At 75.8% G+C, this 15,711-nt stretch carries 17 protein-coding genes and 1 tRNA gene; 14 read left to right on the top strand and 4 right to left on the bottom strand.

All coding sequences use genetic code 11. The annotated features are described in order from the left end of the window. Positions 1-65: 65 nt before the first annotated feature. Positions 66-138: transfer RNA gene (locus Q4D18_RS04365), tRNA-Trp, on the bottom strand. A 229-nt stretch (positions 139-367) separates the two neighbouring features. Here Q4D18_RS04365 and Q4D18_RS04360 point away from each other — a divergent pair. Next, on the top strand, positions 368-1,576 hold the full coding sequence (locus Q4D18_RS04360; protein ID WP_303126146.1) for a pyridoxal phosphate-dependent aminotransferase: 1,209 nt from the start codon (positions 368-370) through the stop codon (positions 1,574-1,576). Positions 1,577-1,688: 112 nt separating this feature from the next. Continuing rightward, complete coding sequence (locus tag Q4D18_RS04355) at positions 1,689-2,720, top strand: 6-phosphofructokinase (protein WP_303126144.1); 1,032 nt, start codon at positions 1,689-1,691, stop codon at positions 2,718-2,720. Between the two features lie 20 nt (positions 2,721-2,740). Here Q4D18_RS04355 and Q4D18_RS04350 read toward each other — a convergent pair whose 3' ends face one another. The 3 genes from Q4D18_RS04350 to Q4D18_RS04340 all read right to left on the bottom strand — a co-directional run bounded on the left by Q4D18_RS04350 (position 2,741) and on the right by Q4D18_RS04340 (position 5,597). Continuing rightward, entirely contained in the window at positions 2,741-3,928 is a 1,188-nt protein-coding gene (locus tag Q4D18_RS04350) for a folate-binding protein YgfZ (protein WP_303126143.1), read from the bottom strand. Beyond that, the gene (locus tag Q4D18_RS04345; RefSeq protein ID WP_303126142.1) at positions 3,925-4,605 is read right to left on the bottom strand and encodes an FABP family protein; all 681 of its coding nucleotides are present in this window, start codon (positions 4,603-4,605) and stop codon (positions 3,925-3,927) included. The genes Q4D18_RS04350 and Q4D18_RS04345 overlap by 4 nt, the downstream gene beginning before the upstream one ends. A gap of 185 nt (positions 4,606-4,790) precedes the next feature. Beyond that, positions 4,791-5,597, bottom strand: coding sequence for a hypothetical protein (locus Q4D18_RS04340; RefSeq protein ID WP_303126159.1), 807 nt, complete (start codon positions 5,595-5,597; stop codon positions 4,791-4,793). Between the two features lie 203 nt (positions 5,598-5,800). On the opposite strand from Q4D18_RS04340, the gene Q4D18_RS04335 reads away from it, so the two are divergent. The 12 genes from Q4D18_RS04335 (at position 5,801) to asd (ending at position 15,581) form a co-directional block, all read left to right on the top strand. Beyond that, complete coding sequence (locus Q4D18_RS04335; RefSeq protein WP_303126141.1) at positions 5,801-6,502, top strand: winged helix-turn-helix domain-containing protein; 702 nt, start codon at positions 5,801-5,803, stop codon at positions 6,500-6,502. Between the two features lie 9 nt (positions 6,503-6,511). Further along, entirely contained in the window at positions 6,512-7,447 is a 936-nt protein-coding gene (gene mshD, locus Q4D18_RS04330) for a mycothiol synthase (protein ID WP_303126140.1), read from the top strand. Between the two features lie 96 nt (positions 7,448-7,543). Next, positions 7,544-8,557 carry an NUDIX hydrolase gene (locus Q4D18_RS04325; RefSeq protein WP_303126139.1) on the top strand — a complete coding sequence of 338 codons (1,014 nt, stop codon included), beginning with the start codon at positions 7,544-7,546 and terminating at the stop codon, positions 8,555-8,557. 69 nt (positions 8,558-8,626) lie between these two features. Next, the gene (locus Q4D18_RS04320; RefSeq protein ID WP_303126137.1) at positions 8,627-8,983 is read left to right on the top strand and encodes a GNAT family N-acetyltransferase; all 357 of its coding nucleotides are present in this window, start codon (positions 8,627-8,629) and stop codon (positions 8,981-8,983) included. 107 nt (positions 8,984-9,090) lie between these two features. Further along, positions 9,091-10,779 (top strand): hypothetical protein, encoded by a 1,689-nt coding sequence (locus tag Q4D18_RS04315; RefSeq protein ID WP_303126136.1) that lies wholly within the window; start codon positions 9,091-9,093, stop codon positions 10,777-10,779. After that, positions 10,776-11,153, top strand: coding sequence for a GntR family transcriptional regulator (locus Q4D18_RS04310; RefSeq protein ID WP_303126135.1), 378 nt, complete (start codon positions 10,776-10,778; stop codon positions 11,151-11,153). The genes Q4D18_RS04315 and Q4D18_RS04310 overlap by 4 nt, the downstream gene beginning before the upstream one ends. 85 nt (positions 11,154-11,238) lie before the next feature. Next, positions 11,239-12,246 (top strand): hypothetical protein, encoded by a 1,008-nt coding sequence (locus Q4D18_RS04305; protein WP_303126133.1) that lies wholly within the window; start codon positions 11,239-11,241, stop codon positions 12,244-12,246. Further along, complete coding sequence (locus tag Q4D18_RS04300; protein ID WP_303126132.1) at positions 12,243-12,632, top strand: GntR family transcriptional regulator; 390 nt, start codon at positions 12,243-12,245, stop codon at positions 12,630-12,632. The genes Q4D18_RS04305 and Q4D18_RS04300 overlap by 4 nt, the downstream gene beginning before the upstream one ends. Before the next feature lie 105 nt (positions 12,633-12,737). Continuing rightward, positions 12,738-13,559, top strand: a complete 822-nt coding sequence (locus Q4D18_RS04295) for a thymidylate synthase (RefSeq protein ID WP_303126131.1) — start codon at positions 12,738-12,740, stop codon at positions 13,557-13,559. Then, positions 13,559-14,125 (top strand): dihydrofolate reductase, encoded by a 567-nt coding sequence (locus Q4D18_RS04290; RefSeq protein ID WP_303126130.1) that lies wholly within the window; start codon positions 13,559-13,561, stop codon positions 14,123-14,125. Before Q4D18_RS04295 ends, Q4D18_RS04290 begins: the two co-directional genes overlap by 1 nt. After that, positions 14,122-14,385, top strand: a complete 264-nt coding sequence (locus Q4D18_RS04285; RefSeq protein WP_303126128.1) for an NF038396 family protein — start codon at positions 14,122-14,124, stop codon at positions 14,383-14,385. The genes Q4D18_RS04290 and Q4D18_RS04285 overlap by 4 nt, the downstream gene beginning before the upstream one ends. Positions 14,386-14,408: 23 nt before the next feature. Next, positions 14,409-15,581, top strand: a complete 1,173-nt coding sequence (gene asd, locus Q4D18_RS04280; protein ID WP_303126127.1) for an aspartate-semialdehyde dehydrogenase — start codon at positions 14,409-14,411, stop codon at positions 15,579-15,581. The last annotated feature ends 130 nt before the right edge of the window (positions 15,582-15,711 follow it).

Raw genomic sequence — 15,711 nt, 5'->3', positions numbered from 1 at the left:
CACTCGATCGGATCGCCGGAACGCTCTGCACGTCCAGTGCCGGACCCGACAGGTCCGGCACCGAGCAGGGCAGACAGGACTCGAACCTGCAACCTGCGGTTTTGGAGACCGCTGCGCTACCAATTGCGCCACTACCCTAGGTGTCCGCCGATCCGTCCGGGACGCGCCCGGGACCGATCCCGCGGTACCGAGGATCCAGGATACGGCATCCCCGCCGCCGATGTCGAACACGGCTCCGTGCCCGCCGCAGGGCCGCCCGTCACGGCGACGCCGGGCAGTCGTCCGCCCCGTCCCCGCTCAGTAGGCTGGAGCGCGCGGGCGTCCGCCGCCCGCGCGCCAGTCCGCCCCCCTGACGAAGTAGGTCCCCATGGCTGCCCCCGCCCACCGCGTGTCCGCCCGGCTCTCCGCCATCGCCCCCTCGGCGACCCTCGCCGTCGACGCCAAGGCCAAGGCTCTCAAGGCGGCCGGCCGGCCCGTGATCGGCTTCGGGGCCGGCGAGCCCGACTTCCCCACCCCGGACTACATCGTGGAGGCCGCCGTCGAGGCCGCCCGCGACCCCCGCAACCACCGCTACTCCCCCGCCGCCGGCCTGCCCGAGCTGCGTGAGGCGATCGCCGCCAAGACCCTCCGGGACTCCGGGGTGTCACTCGAGGCCGCCCAGGTCCTGGTGACCAACGGCGGCAAGCAGGCCGTCTACAACACCTTCGCCGCGCTCCTGGACCCGCAGGACGAGGTGCTCGTCCCCTCCCCGTTCTGGACCACCTACCCGGAGGCCATCCGGCTGGCCGGCGGGACGCCCGTCGACGTGTTCGCGGGGCCCGAGACCGGGTACAAGGTGGGCGTGGAGCAGCTCGAGGCCGCCCGCACGGAGCGCACCAAGGTGCTGCTGTTCGTCTCCCCGTCCAACCCGACCGGCGCCGTGTACTCCCCGGAGGAGACCCGCGCCATCGGCGAGTGGGCCCTCGAGCACGGCCTCTGGGTGGTCACCGACGAGATCTACGAGCACCTCACCTACGACGGCATGCCGTTCACCTCGATCGTCAAGGCCGTGCCGGAGCTGGCCGAGCAGGCCGTCATCCTCAACGGCGTGGCCAAGACCTACGCCATGACCGGCTGGCGCGTGGGGTGGATGGCCGGGCCCGTCGACGTGATCAAGGCCGCCACCAACCTGCAGTCCCACGCCACTTCGAACGTGGCCAACGTGTCCCAGCGGGCGGCGCTGGCCGCCGTCGCCGGCCCCCTGGACGCGGTGGAGGAGATGAAGACCGCCTTCGACCGCCGCCGGAAGGCGATGGTCGCCGCCATGGACGCCGTGCCCGGCTTCTCCTGCCCGACGCCGGAGGGCGCCTTCTACGCGTACGTGGACGTGCGCGAGGCGCTGGGCCGCACCTACCGCGGCGGGGTGGTCCCGGCCACCTCCGCCGAGCTCGCCGCCTTCATCCTCGAGCAGGCCGAGGTGGCCGTCGTCCCGGGCGAGGCCTTCGGCCCCTCCGGCTACCTGAGGCTGTCCTACGCCCTCGGCGACGACGATCTGGCGGAGGGCGTGGAGCGCATCCGCGCGCTGCTCTCTGAGTGAGCCGAGGTGCCGGGGCGTGCGAGTCCTGACGGCCCCGCGCCCGGCCTGGCTAGGGTGGGATGCGGGCGGCCGTCGGCCGCCCTCCCCCGCACCCGGACCAGGAGGAACACCCATGCGCGTCGGACTGCTCACCTCAGGAGGCGACTGCCCCGGCCTGAACGCCGTGATCCGGGCGGCCGTGCTGCACGGCATCAAGACCCATGACATGGAGATGGTGGGCATCCGCAACGGCTGGGCCGGGATCATCGAGAAGGACGTCGAGGACCTGCCCCGCACCCGCGTGCGCGGCCTCGCCCGCACCGGCGGCACCATCCTCGGCACCTCCCGCACCCACCCCTACGACTCCGCCGGCGGCGGCCCCGAGAACATGGCCCGCAACCTCCGGGAGCTGGGGATCGACGCCGTTATCGCCATCGGCGGCGAGGGCACCCTCGCGGGGGCGAACCGGCTGGCGCAGGACGGCCTGCCGGTGGTCGGCGTGCCGAAGACGATCGACAACGACCTGCAGGGCACGGACTACACGTTCGGCTTCGACACCGCCGTGCAGATCGCCACCGACTCGATGGACCGGCTGCGCACCACGGGCGAGTCGCACCACCGCTGCATGGTCGCCGAGGTCATGGGGCGCCACGTCGGGTGGATCGCCCTGCACTCCGGCATGGCCGCCGGCGCCCATGCGATCCTCATCCCCGAGGTCCGCACGCCCATGGAGCAGGTCGCCGAGTGGGTATCCCAGGTGCATGAGAAGGGCCGCTCCCCGCTGGTGGTGGTGGCCGAGGGCTTCATCCCCGAGGGCCACGACGACCCGCTGTCCGAGGCGGGCGTGGAGGCGTCCGGGCGCCCGCGGCTGGGCGGGATCGGCGAGTGGGTGACCCACGAGATCGAGGCCATGACCGGCATCGAGACCCGCAGCACCGTCCTGGGTCACATCCAGCGCGGCGGCGCCCCGACCGCCACCGACCGGGTGCTCTCCACCCGCTTCGGCATGGGGGCCGTGGACCTCGCCGCCCAGCGCCGGTGGGGTCAGATGGTGGCCGTGCGCGGCACCGACATCATCACCATCCCGATGAGCGCGGCCCTCAAGGGGCTGAAGTCCGTCCCGACCGCCCGGTACGACGAGGCGAAGGTGCTCTTCGGTCGCTGAGCCGCGGCCCGGCCGGGCGCTCAGGCGCGTCGGGAGAGCCCGCGGGGCCTGCCGACCACCTGGCCGGCGTCCGGCGAGACCAGCGGCTCCTGCGCGGCGGCGATCCACTCCGGCTCGCCGCCGCTCGCGGCCTCCTCCCGGACGAGGAGCTCCGCCTCCACGGGGACGGCCCGCTTGAGCAGGGCCAGGGCCACGGCCCCGGCCTCGTGGTGCTGGGCGGCGCTCGTGACCGTCCCGACAGCCCGCGCACGGCCCCGCGCCTCGGCGGTGTCCGGCTCGGGGCGCACGATCACGGCCGCGCCGGGGGCCGGCAGGGCGTGGGAGGACCCGTCCAGCAGCAGCCGGGTCAGCCGGCGCGGCGGACGCCCGAGGTTGTGGACCCGCGCCACGGTCTCCTGCCCGCGGTAGCAGCCCTTCTCGAGGTGCACAGCGGTGCGCAGGAGGTCCAGCTCGTGGGGGATGACGCGCTCGTCCCCGTCGACGGCGGGACGGGGCCGGCCGGCCTCGATCCGCAGCGCCTCGGCGGCGAGTGCGCCGGCCAGGCTCCACCCGGCCAGCTCCCCCTCGCCCAGGCGCGCCGCGGTCTCCGCGAGGTCCGCGCGCGTGACCAGGTACTCCCGCCAGGACCAGTCGGCTCCGGGGTGCGCGGCGGGGTCGGGGTCGGCGGTGTACGCCCAGCCGCCGGCGTCGACCTGCGGCCACGGGTCCACCCAGACGGTGCGGTCCTCCCAGCCCGGCACGGGGGCCGTGGCGCCGACGACGGCGACCGCGCCGGAGTGGTCCCGCAGCGTCACCCGGTGGGAGAACACCATGGATCGCAGCCAGGACACGAGCGTGGCGCCGTGGGCGGCGTCGGCGATCAGCCACGTGGCGGCACCGTCCTCCAGTAGGTGGACGGCGGCCTCAATACGCCCGTTGGCGTCCAGGAAGAGGGTCTCGGTGTTGGTGCCGGCCGGTCGGCCCTCGAGGTGCTGGCTGGTCAGCGTGTGCAGCCAGCCCAGCCGGTCTGGGCCGGAGACCGAGACGACGGTGCGCGAGGACAGGTCCACGAGGGCCCGGCCGCGGGCGAGGGCACGCTGCTCGGGAAGCGGGCGCCCGTAGTGGGCGGCGACGCCGGCGTCCTGGCCCTCGGCCTCCACGGCGCCGTGGGCGGGACCGCCCTCGGCGGCGAGGGACCCCTCCAGCAGGGGGCTGCGGCCGGCCGTCACGCCGACTGCTCCGGGCTCTGCCCGCGCTCCCCCCGGGGACGGGGCGCGCCGGGGGCGAGCCGCCCCTCCGACGGGTCCGGCATGCGGTCCAGGATGGCCGAGGCGTGCACGTCCAGCGGGCCGGACTCGGCGGGCGAGGAGTCCCACCGCCAGAACAGCTGCCCGTTCACCAGGCCAGCCATCCGCGTGGCGCGCTCGTACGGCCCGGCGGCCGAGCCGCGCAGCAGGGAGTCCGCCACGAGCTGCAGCTGGGGACCCTTGATGCGGCCGTAGTAGAGCTCGGCGAGGGAGCCGGGGTGGGCGATCGTGGCCGTGATGCGGAACGCGTCGTCCTGGTCGCGCAGCCCCTCGACGTCCTCCGCGGAGCGGTAGGCGGGCACGATGCCGGCGGGGACCATGCCGGGGCCGACGTCGCCGTCCTGCCGGGGCCGGTCCACCTGCCAGAAGCCCGACTCGACCGTGAGCGGGCGCAGCAGGGTGCCGTCCGCCTCGCAGAGCCAGGACTCGGCGCGGTACTCCAGGAAGGGCAGCCCGTGCTCCACGACGTCGACGCGCTGGTAGAAGATCTCGGTGCCCTCGGTGCCGTCGCCGAGACGGCCCTGGCCCTCCCAGCTGCCGATCAGCCAGGACAGCGGGGCGAGCTCAGGGGTGAGGTCGTACGGGAGTTCAGTGGCCATGGGTGATCACGGCGCGGCCCCGTGGGGCCGCGCTGCTCAGCGCTGGCCCTTGAAGAGGCCGCCGATGACGACGGCCGCGACGGCCGCCATGCCGATGCCGGCGAGGACGACGAGGCAGAGGAAGAAGATCTCGAGAGCAACAAGGGAGTCCATGGCCCGCATCCTACCCGTCGGGCGGCGCCTGGTCAGGCCAGGAAGCCGAGCATGACGTGCCCCACGATGCCGGCCGCGCCGACCGGCGCCATCGCGAGGGCGTAGCCGGCGCGTCGCGGGCGCAGGGTGGTGCCCACGGGGCGGTCCTCGGGGCGGGGCCGGCTGGTGGGCGCCGTCGAGGCGGTCAGCGCCACGAGGGTGGCCGCGCCCAGGGCGGCCAGCACGTGCACCGGGGCCGCCGCGGGGGACGCCCCCACCAGCATTGAGACCAGCCAGGCGACGACGCCGCTGGCGGGGATCATCACGAGGGCCAGCACGCGCGGCCGACCCTGCATCCAGGGGGTGAGCCCGACGAGGGAGGTCCCGGCCACCGCGAGCGCGAGGGTCACGGCCAGGCCCGCCACGCGCGGCACCTCGGCGTAGCCGGCCAGGGGCACCCAGGACGCGGCGGACAGGCACAGCAGGACACCGCCCATGGTGGCGACCGTGGACTCGAGGCGCAGCGGGCGGCCCGTGCCGCGCACGAGCTGCACGACGAAGGCGGCCATGGTGCCCCACGCCAGCAGGACGGCCAGGGGCTCGAACAGCTGCCACGACTGCCGCAGGCCCTCGCCGCCGCGGGGCCAGGCGAGCATCACGACGACGCCGAGCACTCCGGCGACGAACATGGTGACGCTCAGGGACACCCGGGCCGGCGCGCCCATCTGCCGGGGCCAGCCCCAGGCGATGACGGCGATCACCGCCACGACGGCCGCGGCGGCGGGGACGGGGCCCAGCAGCGCGGCGCCGCCGAGCACGAGGGCGGCGAGGGCGGCGCTCAGGGCCATGGTCAGACGCATCACGGCCCCCATCCTGCCAAAGACCGCGGCCGGCTCCGCGGGTGCGCCGTCCCTGACCGCCCGACGGGAGGTCCGGACGGGGCAGCGGCGGGCCGACGTCGTCATCCCCGTTCGCGGCGGGGTCCGGGGGCGCGTGCGTCGCTATGCTCGCCGACGACGCCCCGCGGGAGGACCCCGTGCCCGGGGCCGGCGAGAGGAGCGACATGGGCCGACTGCTCATGCTCACCCGCGCCGCCCGCGCCGTGGAGGTCCTCCCGGCCCTGGACCTGCTCACCCATGAGGTGCGCGTGGCGGAGCCCCGCGCCGCCCTGGTCCCCGCCCACCCCGACTGCGACGGCGTCCTCCTGGACGCGACGGCGGCCCTGGCCGACGCGCGCACGCTGGCCCGGGACGTGGCGGCCCTGTGCCCGCAGACCCCCGTCCTGGCCGTGCTGACGGAGGGGGCGCTGACGGCGGTCGGCCCGGAGTGGTCCCTGGCCGACGTCGTGCTCGTCACCGCCGGGCCCGCCGAGGTGGACGCGCGCATCCGGCTCCTGCGCACCCCCGGCACCGGTCCCGGGGCGGGCGGGGACGAGCAGCCCCTGGCCGCGGGCGGCCTCGAGGTGGACGCGGCCGGCTACCGCGCGCAGGTGGACGGGCGCTCGCTCAACCTCACCTTCCGCGAGTTCGAGCTGCTCAAGCACCTGGTGCAGAGCCCCGGGCGCGTCTTCACGCGCGAGCAGCTGCTGCAGGAGGTGTGGGGCTACGACTACTTCGGGGGCACCCGCACCGTGGACGTGCATGTGCGACGCCTGCGCGCCAAGCTCGGCGCGGACCACGAGCAGCTGATCGTGACGGTGCGCAACGTCGGCTACCGGTTCGCCCCGCGGGGCGAGGACGAGACCGCGACGGGGGCCGACACCTAGGCTGGCGGCATGTCCGACACCACCGTCTCCCCCGCCGTGCACACCCCCCGCCCCGAGGAGGCCGACGCCGTCCTGGCCCTCGCCGACCGCGTCCGGGAGGCCGACGGGCACCCGCCGCTGAACGACCAGACCCGCGCCGTGCTGGCCCGCGGCAGACAGCGCTGGTGGGGCGTCACCCGCGACGCCGACGGGGCGCTGACGGGCGCCGCCGTCCTGGTGCCCGAGGCTGCCGAGGACGGGCCCGGCGTCGTGGAGCTGGCCGTGGACCCGGCGCACCGCCGTGCCGGGCTCGGCGGCGCCCTGGCCGCGGCGGCCGAGCGGGCCGTCCGCGAGCGCGGGGAGGAGGCGGACACGAGCGCCTGGGCGCACGGCGACCTGCCCGGCGCGGCAGTGCTCGCCCGCCGGCACGGGCTGGAGCCCGCCCGTGAGCTGCGGCGGATGCGGATCGACGCGGCGGGGCTCGCCGCCCTGCCGCCGACCGCACTGCCGGAGGGGGTGCGCGTCCGCCCGTTCGCCCCGGGGAGGGACGAGGACACGTGGCTGGAGCTCAACGCCGCGGCCTTCGCCGACCACCCCGAGCAGGGCTCGCTGACCCGGACCGACCTGGCGGACCGCATGGCCCAGGACTGGTTCTCCGCGCCCGGGCTGCTGCTGGCGGAGGACGCGGACGGCACGGCCCTGGGCTACCACTGGACCAAGGTGGAGCCCGGTCCCGCCGGGGAGGCGGAGGGCGAGGTGTACGCCGTCGGGGTGTCCCCGGCCGCCCGGGGGCGGGGGCTGGGGCGCGCGCTCACGCTGGCCGGCCTGCACCACATGGCGGGGCGGTCCGTGGCCGGCGTCGACCTGTACGTGGACGCGGACAACGTCCCGGCCGTGCGGCTGTACGAGTCCCTGGGCTTCGTGCTCGCCGCCGCGGACGTCCAGCACCGCCCCGCCGCCCGCTGACCCGGCGGGGGCGGGGCGGGGGCGCCCGTCCCCTATATCCTGGTCGGGCCCATCCCCGGCGTCGGCCGGGACCCGCGCTGGAGGAACCGTCCCCTGATGTCCACCGACTCGCCCGACCGCACGGCCGCCTGGTCCACGCACGCCCGCGCCGTGGCCGGCCCCGCCGCCGAGGTCCTCGCCGCCGGCATGCTGCCGTGGCGGCAGGGCGCCGACGGGCTCGAGGTGATGGTGATCCACCGCCCGCGCTACGACGACTGGTCGTGGCCCAAGGGCAAGCTCGACCCCGGGGAGACGCTGCCCGAGTGCGCGGTGCGCGAGCTGGCCGAGGAGGTCCGCCTCGACCTGCGGCCCGGCGTCCCCCTCGCGGTGACCTCGTACTCCGTGCTCGCCCGCAAGGGCAAGGGCGAGGTGTCCAAGGAGGTCTGGTACTGGGCCGCCGAGGCGGGCGCGCGGCGCGCGACGCCGGACGGGGACGAGGTGGACGAGGTCCGCTGGGTGTCTCCGGACCGGGCGCGGCGGCTGCTGACGAACGCGACCGACGTCGAGCCCCTGGACGTGCTGGAGGACCTGCACCGCCGCGGCCGGCTGCGGACCACCCCCCTGCTGGTGCTACGCCACGCGAAGGCCAAGCCCCGGTCCTCGTGGTCGCGGGCCGAGCAGCAGCGGCCCCTGGCCGCCACGGGCCGGCGTCAGGCGCTGGCCGTCCGCGACCTCGTGGCCGTGTGGGCGCCGGAGCGCCTGGTGTCCTCCCCCTGGCGGCGGTGCGTGGAGACGCTGGCGCCGGTGGTGAAGGCCACGCGCCTGCCGCTGAAGACCAAGTCCGCGTTCACCGAGACCGCGGCGCGGGAGAAGCCCAAGAAGACCCGGCGCGCCATGCGCGACCTCCTCGGCCGCCGCCAGCCCCTCGTGGTGTGCGTGCACCGGCCGGTGATCCCCGCGCTGCTGACCGAGATCGACGGGTGGGCCGCCCGGCCGGCCGGGGACGTGCTGCGGGCCCTGCCCCGCGAGGACCCCCACCTGCGGCCCGGAGGGGTGCTGGTGCTCCACCAGGGACTCGACGCGGACGGCGCAGTGGTGGCCGTGGAGGTCTACGACCCCTGGGACGACTGACGTCCGACAGAACCCGCGGAGGGACGCGCGGGCGTTGAGCCCGCGCGGGCCCGCGCCTAGGCTCGGGCCATGGACACCGCATCGACGCAGCAGCCCGAGAAGATCGTCCACGAGCGCCTCGCCGTGACCCGCGACCCCGACCGCGGCCGGTTCGAGATGCGCCAGGACGGCCGGTTCATCGGCTTCCTCGGCTACACCCAGGACGAGGTGCCCGCGGCCGACGGCGGCGAGGACGAGACCGTGGTCCGCCTGCAGCACACCATCATCGACGAGGCCCACAGCCGCCAGGGCTACGCCCGCGCCCTCGTGACGATCGTGCTGGACCGGCTGCGGGCGGAGGGGGAGAAGGTCTCCCCCGAGTGCTCCTACGTGGAGGACTACGTGCGGCGCTACCCCGAGTACCAGGACATGGTGCGCGAACTCTGAGGCGCCTCCGGGGGCGGGCTGTGAGAGGCCTCTTCCTTTTGTACTGAGCTGGCGATACATTCGGCGCAGCGGACGCCGTCGGCGTCCCCGTACCCGGAGGCGCCATCATGCTCAGCGTCGGTCCCCTCGAAGCCCTCGTCCTGCTCCTGCCCCTCGGGCTGGGACTCGCCCTCCTCTACGGCCTGCTGCGCTGGTTCGCCTGGACCCCGCGCGGAGCCAGCCCCGTGTGGTCGGCGCGTGTGCACGGCCTCGTGGTGGCACTCGTCGCCCTCCTGGTGAGCTGGTCCGCGGGACGCATGCCGGACGGCGTGATCGACGCCGGCCCCGACCAGGCGGCGCCCGACGGGCCCGGCGTGGTGGTCCTCGACCCGACCGTCACCCGGGTGACGGGGATGGACCAGCTGCCGGCGCCGGACCCGGCGTCCCTGTTCCCGGCGCTGGCCCTGGGGGCGGCCGACCTCTCGGCCACTCCCGCCCGCCGCATCACGATGGACGTGGACGTCGCCCAGGCCGGACGGGTGCTCCCCACCGGGACGCCCGAGTGGCAGAGCCAGGTGGTGGCCGTCGACGGCGCCCAGTCGAGCACGGCGGTCGCCGGCCTCCTCGCGGTGCTCCTGCTCGGCTGGGTGGTGGCGACTGCGCTCGCCGTCCGGACGGTGCTGCGCCGACCCGTCCTGGCGGGCGTGCACCCGGCAACGGACCTGGCCGTGCGACGGGTGGCGGTCAACCGGATCCTGCGGACCGCCCTGGTGGCCGTCGTCGGCATCGCCCTGAGCCTCCCGTGGACGTGGGACCGGCTGGCCCGCACCGCCCACGGCCATGCACTCGACCCCACGGGTCAGCGGTGGCCGGAGACGGCCCAGGAGCTCGCCGCCTTCACCACGCCGGTCTCCTCCCTGGCGGTCCCCGCCGTGGCCCTGCTCCTGGTGACGCTGACGGCGGCCGCGCTGTGGCGCTCCCCCTCGCTGGCCGTCCTGGCCGCGGCCCCCGGCGTCGAGGACACCGACGGCCGCCCCTGGACGCCCCCGCCGTCCGCGGCGGCGGGCACGGCGCGGGCCGTACGGGCACTGCGGGACCGGGCGGGCATGACGGCCCTCTCCCTCACGCTGCTGAGCGTCCTGGCGTCCTCCGCGGCGAGCTTCGTCCCCCAGGTGGGCGACGATGCGGCGGCACGGACCACGGCGTCCGTGCTGGCCGCCGCCGGGCCGTTCCTGCTGGGCATGGCCGTGCTGGCGGTGGCCGAGGCGCAGGTGCGCCGACAGCACGCGGCCCCCGGCCCCGCCGGTCCCGGTCTGCCGGCGGCGTCCGGATGGCGACGTGTCCTGCTGGTGCTCGCCGTCGTCGCGGTCCTGCCGACGGCCGCATGGATCGCCCACCGTCAGCTCCCGCTGGTCGTCGGCCACGTCCAGGCGCGCGGAGTGGACGCGGCGGCCGCGACCGCCCTGCTCGTGGGAGCGGTCCTGCTGATGCTGGTCGCGCTCGCGGGGGCGCACTGGGCGGGCCGACGCGGGCCGCTCACCCGGGCCGACGCGGTGGAGGACGCGCTGCTGCGAGGCTCCGCCGCGGACCGGTTCCTCGCCCTCGGCACCGGCGCCGTGATCGCCGCCGCCGGCCAGGCCTGGCCCCTCCTGCACCACGCCCGCGTGGCGGCCGCCGGATCCCCGGCATGGGCGGGGGACATGACCTGGGGGCAGCCGTGGGCCCTGACCGCCCTGGGCCTGATCCTGGCCTTCCTGCCCGGCCTGTCCGTGGACCCGCGCACCGGCCGGAGCCCTGGAGAGGAGCCGGACGCGTGAGCGCCGCTGAGGAGACCGCCCTCGAGGTCGACCTGCGCTCGCCCGTGCCCCCGTTCGAGCAGCTGCGCGCGCAGATCGCGGACCGGGTGGCCCAGGGCGTCCTGGCCCCCGGCACCCGCCTGCCCCCGGTCCGCGCGCTGGCCGCGGACCTGGGCCTGGCCGCCGGCACCGTGGCACGGGCCTACAGGGAGCTGGAGGGGGACGGCGTCGTGGTGACCGCCGGGCGCCGCGGGACCGTGGTGGCGCCGACGCCCCCGGCCGTGGGCGCCGACGAGGTGGCCGCCGCGGTGGATCGCGCCGTGGCCCTGGCGCGCGGAGCCGGGTGGGACCGGCGGCGCGTGCTCGAGGCCGTGGAGAGGGCGTGGGAGGGGTGAAAGTGCCCCTGGTCAACCGTATCAGCGTGTTGATACGGTGACACACGTCGGGAGGTGCCCGACCCCGCTCCCCAGGGAGGCCCGCATGACCGGTCTGCTCGTCATCCTCCTACTCTCCGCGGCCGTGGCCGTGCTCGCCGTCTACGCGGTGATCCGCGGTGTGGGCGGCCCGTCCCCCGACGTCCTGCGGGCCGTGCGGGTCCACGGCACGGTCACCGCGGCAGCGGCCCTGTGCTGCACCGTCCTCCTCGGCGACCTCGGACAGCTGGCCGGCACCACCCTCCCCGCCGCGCCGGACGCGGACCCCCAGGTCCTCGCCGGCGGTTGGCTGGCCTCGCCCGTCGTCCTCTCCCCCGGGTGGGGCGCATGGCTGCTGGTCCTGCTCTCCCCCACGCTCGTGGCGGCCGTGCACGTGGTCGCCCAGCGGACGTTCCCGGCCCCGCGCGGGGCGGTCCGTCGCGCAGGGCTGACCCCGCGCTCCACCGGCGCCGTGACGCCCCGCGGGCCCCTGCTCGCCGCCGTAGCCGTCACGGCGGTGCTGGCGGCGGCCCTGGCCCTCCTGGCCCTCCAGCCGAGCGTGCCGATGATCATGGCCCCGCCGGAGCAGTGGGGCACGGAGCCGGACGCGCTCCTCCTCCACCGGGCCACCGCCGCCGGCGTCGAGCTGCTGCCGTGGTTCGCCCTGGCCTGGGCGGCGGCGGCCGCCGCCGTGGCCCTCTGCCTCGCCGCCGTGGCCCGGCGCCGGGCCCTCGAGGGGCTGACGCCCGAGCAGGACAGGGCCGTGCGCGCGGTGGCCGCGCACCGCATCCTGCGCACCGGCGCGTGGATGGGATGGCTGCTCGTCCTCGGAGCGTGGAACGCGTACGCCACCATCCGCGAGGGCCGCGACATGCTCGCCCGGTTCACCCCGGACCACGCGGCGGCGCTGCCCCTCGAAGCGGGGCTGCTCCAGGGGGTGGGGACCGCGCTGACGGTCGCGACGGTCGCCGTCGCCTCCGGCCTCCTGCTCTGGCGGCCTCCGGCGCTCGCCGTCCTGCATCCAGGGCCGCAGGGGGCGGCGGGGGACCCGGACGCCGAGGGGGTCCGCGCATGAGCGCCGGCTCCCCCGACGCGGCGCGCGAACCGGGGCTCGAGGTCGACCTGCGCTCCCCCGTCCCGCCGTTCGAGCAGATCCGCGCCGGCGTGACGGCCCTCGTCCAGGCCGGGCGGCTGGCCCCCGGGGCGCCCCTGCCCTCGGTGCGAGCGCTCGCGCTGGACCTCGGCATCGCACCGGGCACGGTGGCGCGCGCCTACCGGGAGCTGGAGGCGGCCGGCGTCGTGCGGACCGTGCGCGGGCGGGGTACCCGGGTGGCGGACGCGCCGCCCTCCCCCGCCGCGGACCAGGTGCGGGCCGCCCTCGGCCAGGCCGTGCGCGCCGCGCTGGCGGCCGGCTGGGACGCCGAGCGCATCCGCGCCGCCGTCCGGGAGGACCTCGGCTGAGCGAGGCGACGCCGGGGCGCCGCCGCAGGCACGCCGCCGCGCCGACCGCCGAGGGCGGGCGCCGTCGTCGTCGTGGTGCTCCTCGCGCGTCGCTAGAGTGGCCGGGTGAGCATCCCGACCCCCTACGAGGACCTCCTGGCCGACGTCCTGGCCCACGGGGCCGTGACCGCGGACCGCACCGGCACCGGCACGCGCAGCGTGTTCGGCCGGCAGCTGCGGTTCGACCTGGCCGAGTCCTTCCCGCTGATCACCACCAAGCGCGTGCACTTCAGGTCGGTGGCGCTCGAGCTGCTGTGGTTCCTGCGCGGCGAGTCCAACGTGCGCTGGCTCCAGGAGCGCGGCGTGAGCATCTGGGACGAGTGGGCGGACGAGGACGGCGAGCTCGGCCCCGTCTACGGCGTGCAGTGGCGCTCGTGGCCCACCCCCGACGGCGGCAGCATCGACCAGATCGCGAAGGTCCTCGAGTCGCTGCGCACCTCCCCGCACTCCCGCCGGCACATCGTGAGTGCGTGGAACCCCGCCGAGCTGGACGAGATGGCCCTGCCCCCGTGCCATGCACTGTTCCAGTTCCACGTCACGCCGGACCCCGACGGCGGCCCCGGGCGCCTGTCCTGCCAGCTCTACCAGCGCTCGGCGGACCTGTTCCTCGGGGTGCCGTTCAACATCGCCTCCTACGCGCTGCTGACGGTGATGGTGGCCGAGCAGACCGGCCTGCTCCCCGGCGAGCTGGTCTGGACCGGCGGCGACTGCCACATCTACGCCAACCACGAGGACCAGGTGCGCGAGCAGCTCTCCCGGGAGCCGTTCCCGTACCCCCGGCTGCGCCTGACGCGCCGGCCGGGGAGCCTCGTCGACTACGCCTACGAGGACATCGAGCTGATCGACTACCGCCACCACCCCGCGATCCCGGCCCCGGTGGCCGTCTGATGGGCGCCCGCGACGACGCCCCGCGCCAGATCATCGGCATGATCTGGGCGCAGACCCCGGACCGGGTGATCGGCCGGGACGGGACCATGCCCTGGCACCTGCCCGAGGACCTCGCCCACTTCAAGGAGCGCACCCTCGGCCACCCCGTGATCATGGGCCGCCGCACGTGGGAGTCCTTCCCCGCGCGGTTCCGGCCCCTGCCCGGGCGGACCAACATCGTGGTCTCCCGCACCCTCGCCGCGACCGCCGAGGAGGACCCGCACGACGCGCGGACGGCGGGCGCCGTCGTCGTCCCGGACTTCGGCGCCGCCCTGGCCGCCGCCGACGAGGCCGACGGCCTCGACCTGGTGTGGGTGATCGGCGGCGCCACGCTGTACGAGCAGGCCCTCGACGTGGCCACGCTCGCCGAGGTGACCGTGATCGACACCGACGCCGACGGCGACACGCACGCCCCCGCCCTGGATGCCCGCTGGCGACTGACCCGGGCGGACCCGGAGCCGGACGGCTGGCACACCGCCGCGAACGGCCTGCGGCACCGCTTCGAGCGCTGGGAGAGGGACGGATGAGCAGGGACGACCAGGACACGGCGGGGACCACGGGTGCCAGCAGGACGGGCGGCGCCGGACTGCTCACCCCGCAGGCGGTGACGTTCCTGGCGCTCGTGGCCTTCCCCGTGCTCGCGTTCGCGTGCGCCGTGCTGGGCCTGATCCTCGTGCTGCAGGGGAAGGTCGTGGCGGGGCTGGTGTTCCTCCTCGTGCTCACCCAGCTGTTCGCGGTGGGCGGTCTCATCACCTGGAACCGGCGGAAGCGGTCCCGCGACCGGTGAACGGCGGCCGGTAGCCTGAGGGCATGACCGACATCTCCTCTGCCGCCGTGACCGTCGCCGACCCGGCCGCCGTGCCCACCGTGGGCATCGTGGGCTGGCGCGGCATGGTGGGCTCCGTCCTCATGCAGCGCATGGCCGAGGAGGGCGATTTCGCCCGCATCCGGCCCGTGTTCTTCTCCACCTCGGCCGCGGGCGGGCCCGCGCCCACCTTCGAGGGCATGGTCGGGGACCCCGGCACCCTCCAGGACGCCCACGACGTGGACGTGCTGAAGACCCTGCCGATCATCGTGACCGCGCAGGGCGGGGACTACACCAAGGACGTGTATCCCCGGCTGCGGGCGGCAGGCTGGGACGGGATCTGGATTGACGCCGCCTCCACCCTGCGCATGGAGGACTCCTCCATGATCGTGCTGGACCCGGTGAACCGCTCCGTGATCGACGCCGCCCTGGCCGACGGGACGAAGGACTTCATCGGCGGCAACTGCACCGTGTCCTGCATGCTCATGGGCCTGGGCGGGCTGTTCCGGGAGGGCCTCGTGGAGTGGGGCACCGCCATGACCTACCAGGCGGCCTCCGGCGGCGGCGCCCAGCACATGCGCGAGCTGCTCACCCAGTACGCCGCCCTGGGCGGCGTGGTGGCCGACGAGCTCGCCGACCCCTCCTCCGCCATCCTCGAGATCGACCGCAAGGTCACCGAGCTGCAGCTCGGCGGCCTGGACACCACCCGGTTCGGGGTGCCGCTGGGCGGCTCCCTCATCCCGTGGATCGACGCGGACCTCGGGAACGGGGTGTCCCGTGAGGAGCAGAAGGCCTACGACGAGACCAACAAGGTCCTCGGCCTGACCGGGGCGGACCGCATCCCGTTCGACTCGCTGTGCGTGCGCGTGGGCGCCATGCGCTCCCACTCCCAGGCCCTCACCCTCAAGCTCACCCGCGACGTGCCGATCGACGAGATCGCCGAGATCGTGGCGAACGGCACCGAGTGGGCGCAGGTGGTGCCGAACGAGAAGGAGGCCACCATGCGGGACCTCACCCCCGTGGCCGCCTCCGGCACCCTGCAGATCCCCGTCGGGCGCCTGCGCAAGATGAAGATGGGCCCGGAGTACCTCTCTGCCTTCACCGTGGGCGACCAGCTGCTGTGGGGCGCCGCCGAGCCGCTGCGCCGCATGCTGATGATCGCCACCGGCAACCTCTGACCCGCCCCCACCCCCTGCGCTTTCGCTGACGCAACACGCGCGGGCTCGGCGTTTTCGCTGACGCACCACGGCCAGGGAGGGCATTTCCGCTGACGCCCCTCGTACGACGACGGCCCCGCACCTTCCTGAG

This window comes from Micrococcus sp. (genome assembly GCF_030523875.1).
In the GTDB taxonomy this organism is placed as follows: domain Bacteria; phylum Actinomycetota; class Actinomycetes; order Actinomycetales; family Micrococcaceae; genus Micrococcus.
The sequence above is the reverse complement of the archived record's forward strand: the minus strand, read 5'-3'. Positions and strand labels throughout refer to the sequence as shown.

What these genes read in the sequence shown, in the direction of transcription:
- Q4D18_RS04360 (WP_303126146.1), top strand. Translation starts at nt 368, where the DNA reads ATGGCTGCCCCCGCCCACCGCGTGTCCGCCCGGCTCTCCGCCATCGCC.
- Q4D18_RS04355 (WP_303126144.1), top strand. Translation starts at nt 1,689, where the DNA reads ATGCGCGTCGGACTGCTCACCTCAGGAGGCGACTGCCCCGGCCTGAAC.
- Q4D18_RS04345 (WP_303126142.1), bottom strand. Translation starts at nt 4,605, where the DNA reads ATGGCCACTGAACTCCCGTACGACCTCACCCCTGAGCTCGCCCCGCTG.
- Q4D18_RS04340 (WP_303126159.1), bottom strand. Translation starts at nt 5,597, where the DNA reads ATGCGTCTGACCATGGCCCTGAGCGCCGCCCTCGCCGCCCTCGTGCTC.
- Q4D18_RS04335 (WP_303126141.1), top strand. Translation starts at nt 5,801, where the DNA reads ATGGGCCGACTGCTCATGCTCACCCGCGCCGCCCGCGCCGTGGAGGTC.
- mshD (WP_303126140.1), top strand. Translation starts at nt 6,512, where the DNA reads ATGTCCGACACCACCGTCTCCCCCGCCGTGCACACCCCCCGCCCCGAG.
- Q4D18_RS04325 (WP_303126139.1), top strand. Translation starts at nt 7,544, where the DNA reads ATGTCCACCGACTCGCCCGACCGCACGGCCGCCTGGTCCACGCACGCC.
- Q4D18_RS04320 (WP_303126137.1), top strand. Translation starts at nt 8,627, where the DNA reads ATGGACACCGCATCGACGCAGCAGCCCGAGAAGATCGTCCACGAGCGC.
- Q4D18_RS04315 (WP_303126136.1), top strand. Translation starts at nt 9,091, where the DNA reads ATGCTCAGCGTCGGTCCCCTCGAAGCCCTCGTCCTGCTCCTGCCCCTC.
- Q4D18_RS04305 (WP_303126133.1), top strand. Translation starts at nt 11,239, where the DNA reads ATGACCGGTCTGCTCGTCATCCTCCTACTCTCCGCGGCCGTGGCCGTG.
- Q4D18_RS04300 (WP_303126132.1), top strand. Translation starts at nt 12,243, where the DNA reads ATGAGCGCCGGCTCCCCCGACGCGGCGCGCGAACCGGGGCTCGAGGTC.
- Q4D18_RS04290 (WP_303126130.1), top strand. Translation starts at nt 13,559, where the DNA reads ATGGGCGCCCGCGACGACGCCCCGCGCCAGATCATCGGCATGATCTGG.
- Q4D18_RS04285 (WP_303126128.1), top strand. Translation starts at nt 14,122, where the DNA reads ATGAGCAGGGACGACCAGGACACGGCGGGGACCACGGGTGCCAGCAGG.
- asd (WP_303126127.1), top strand. Translation starts at nt 14,409, where the DNA reads ATGACCGACATCTCCTCTGCCGCCGTGACCGTCGCCGACCCGGCCGCC.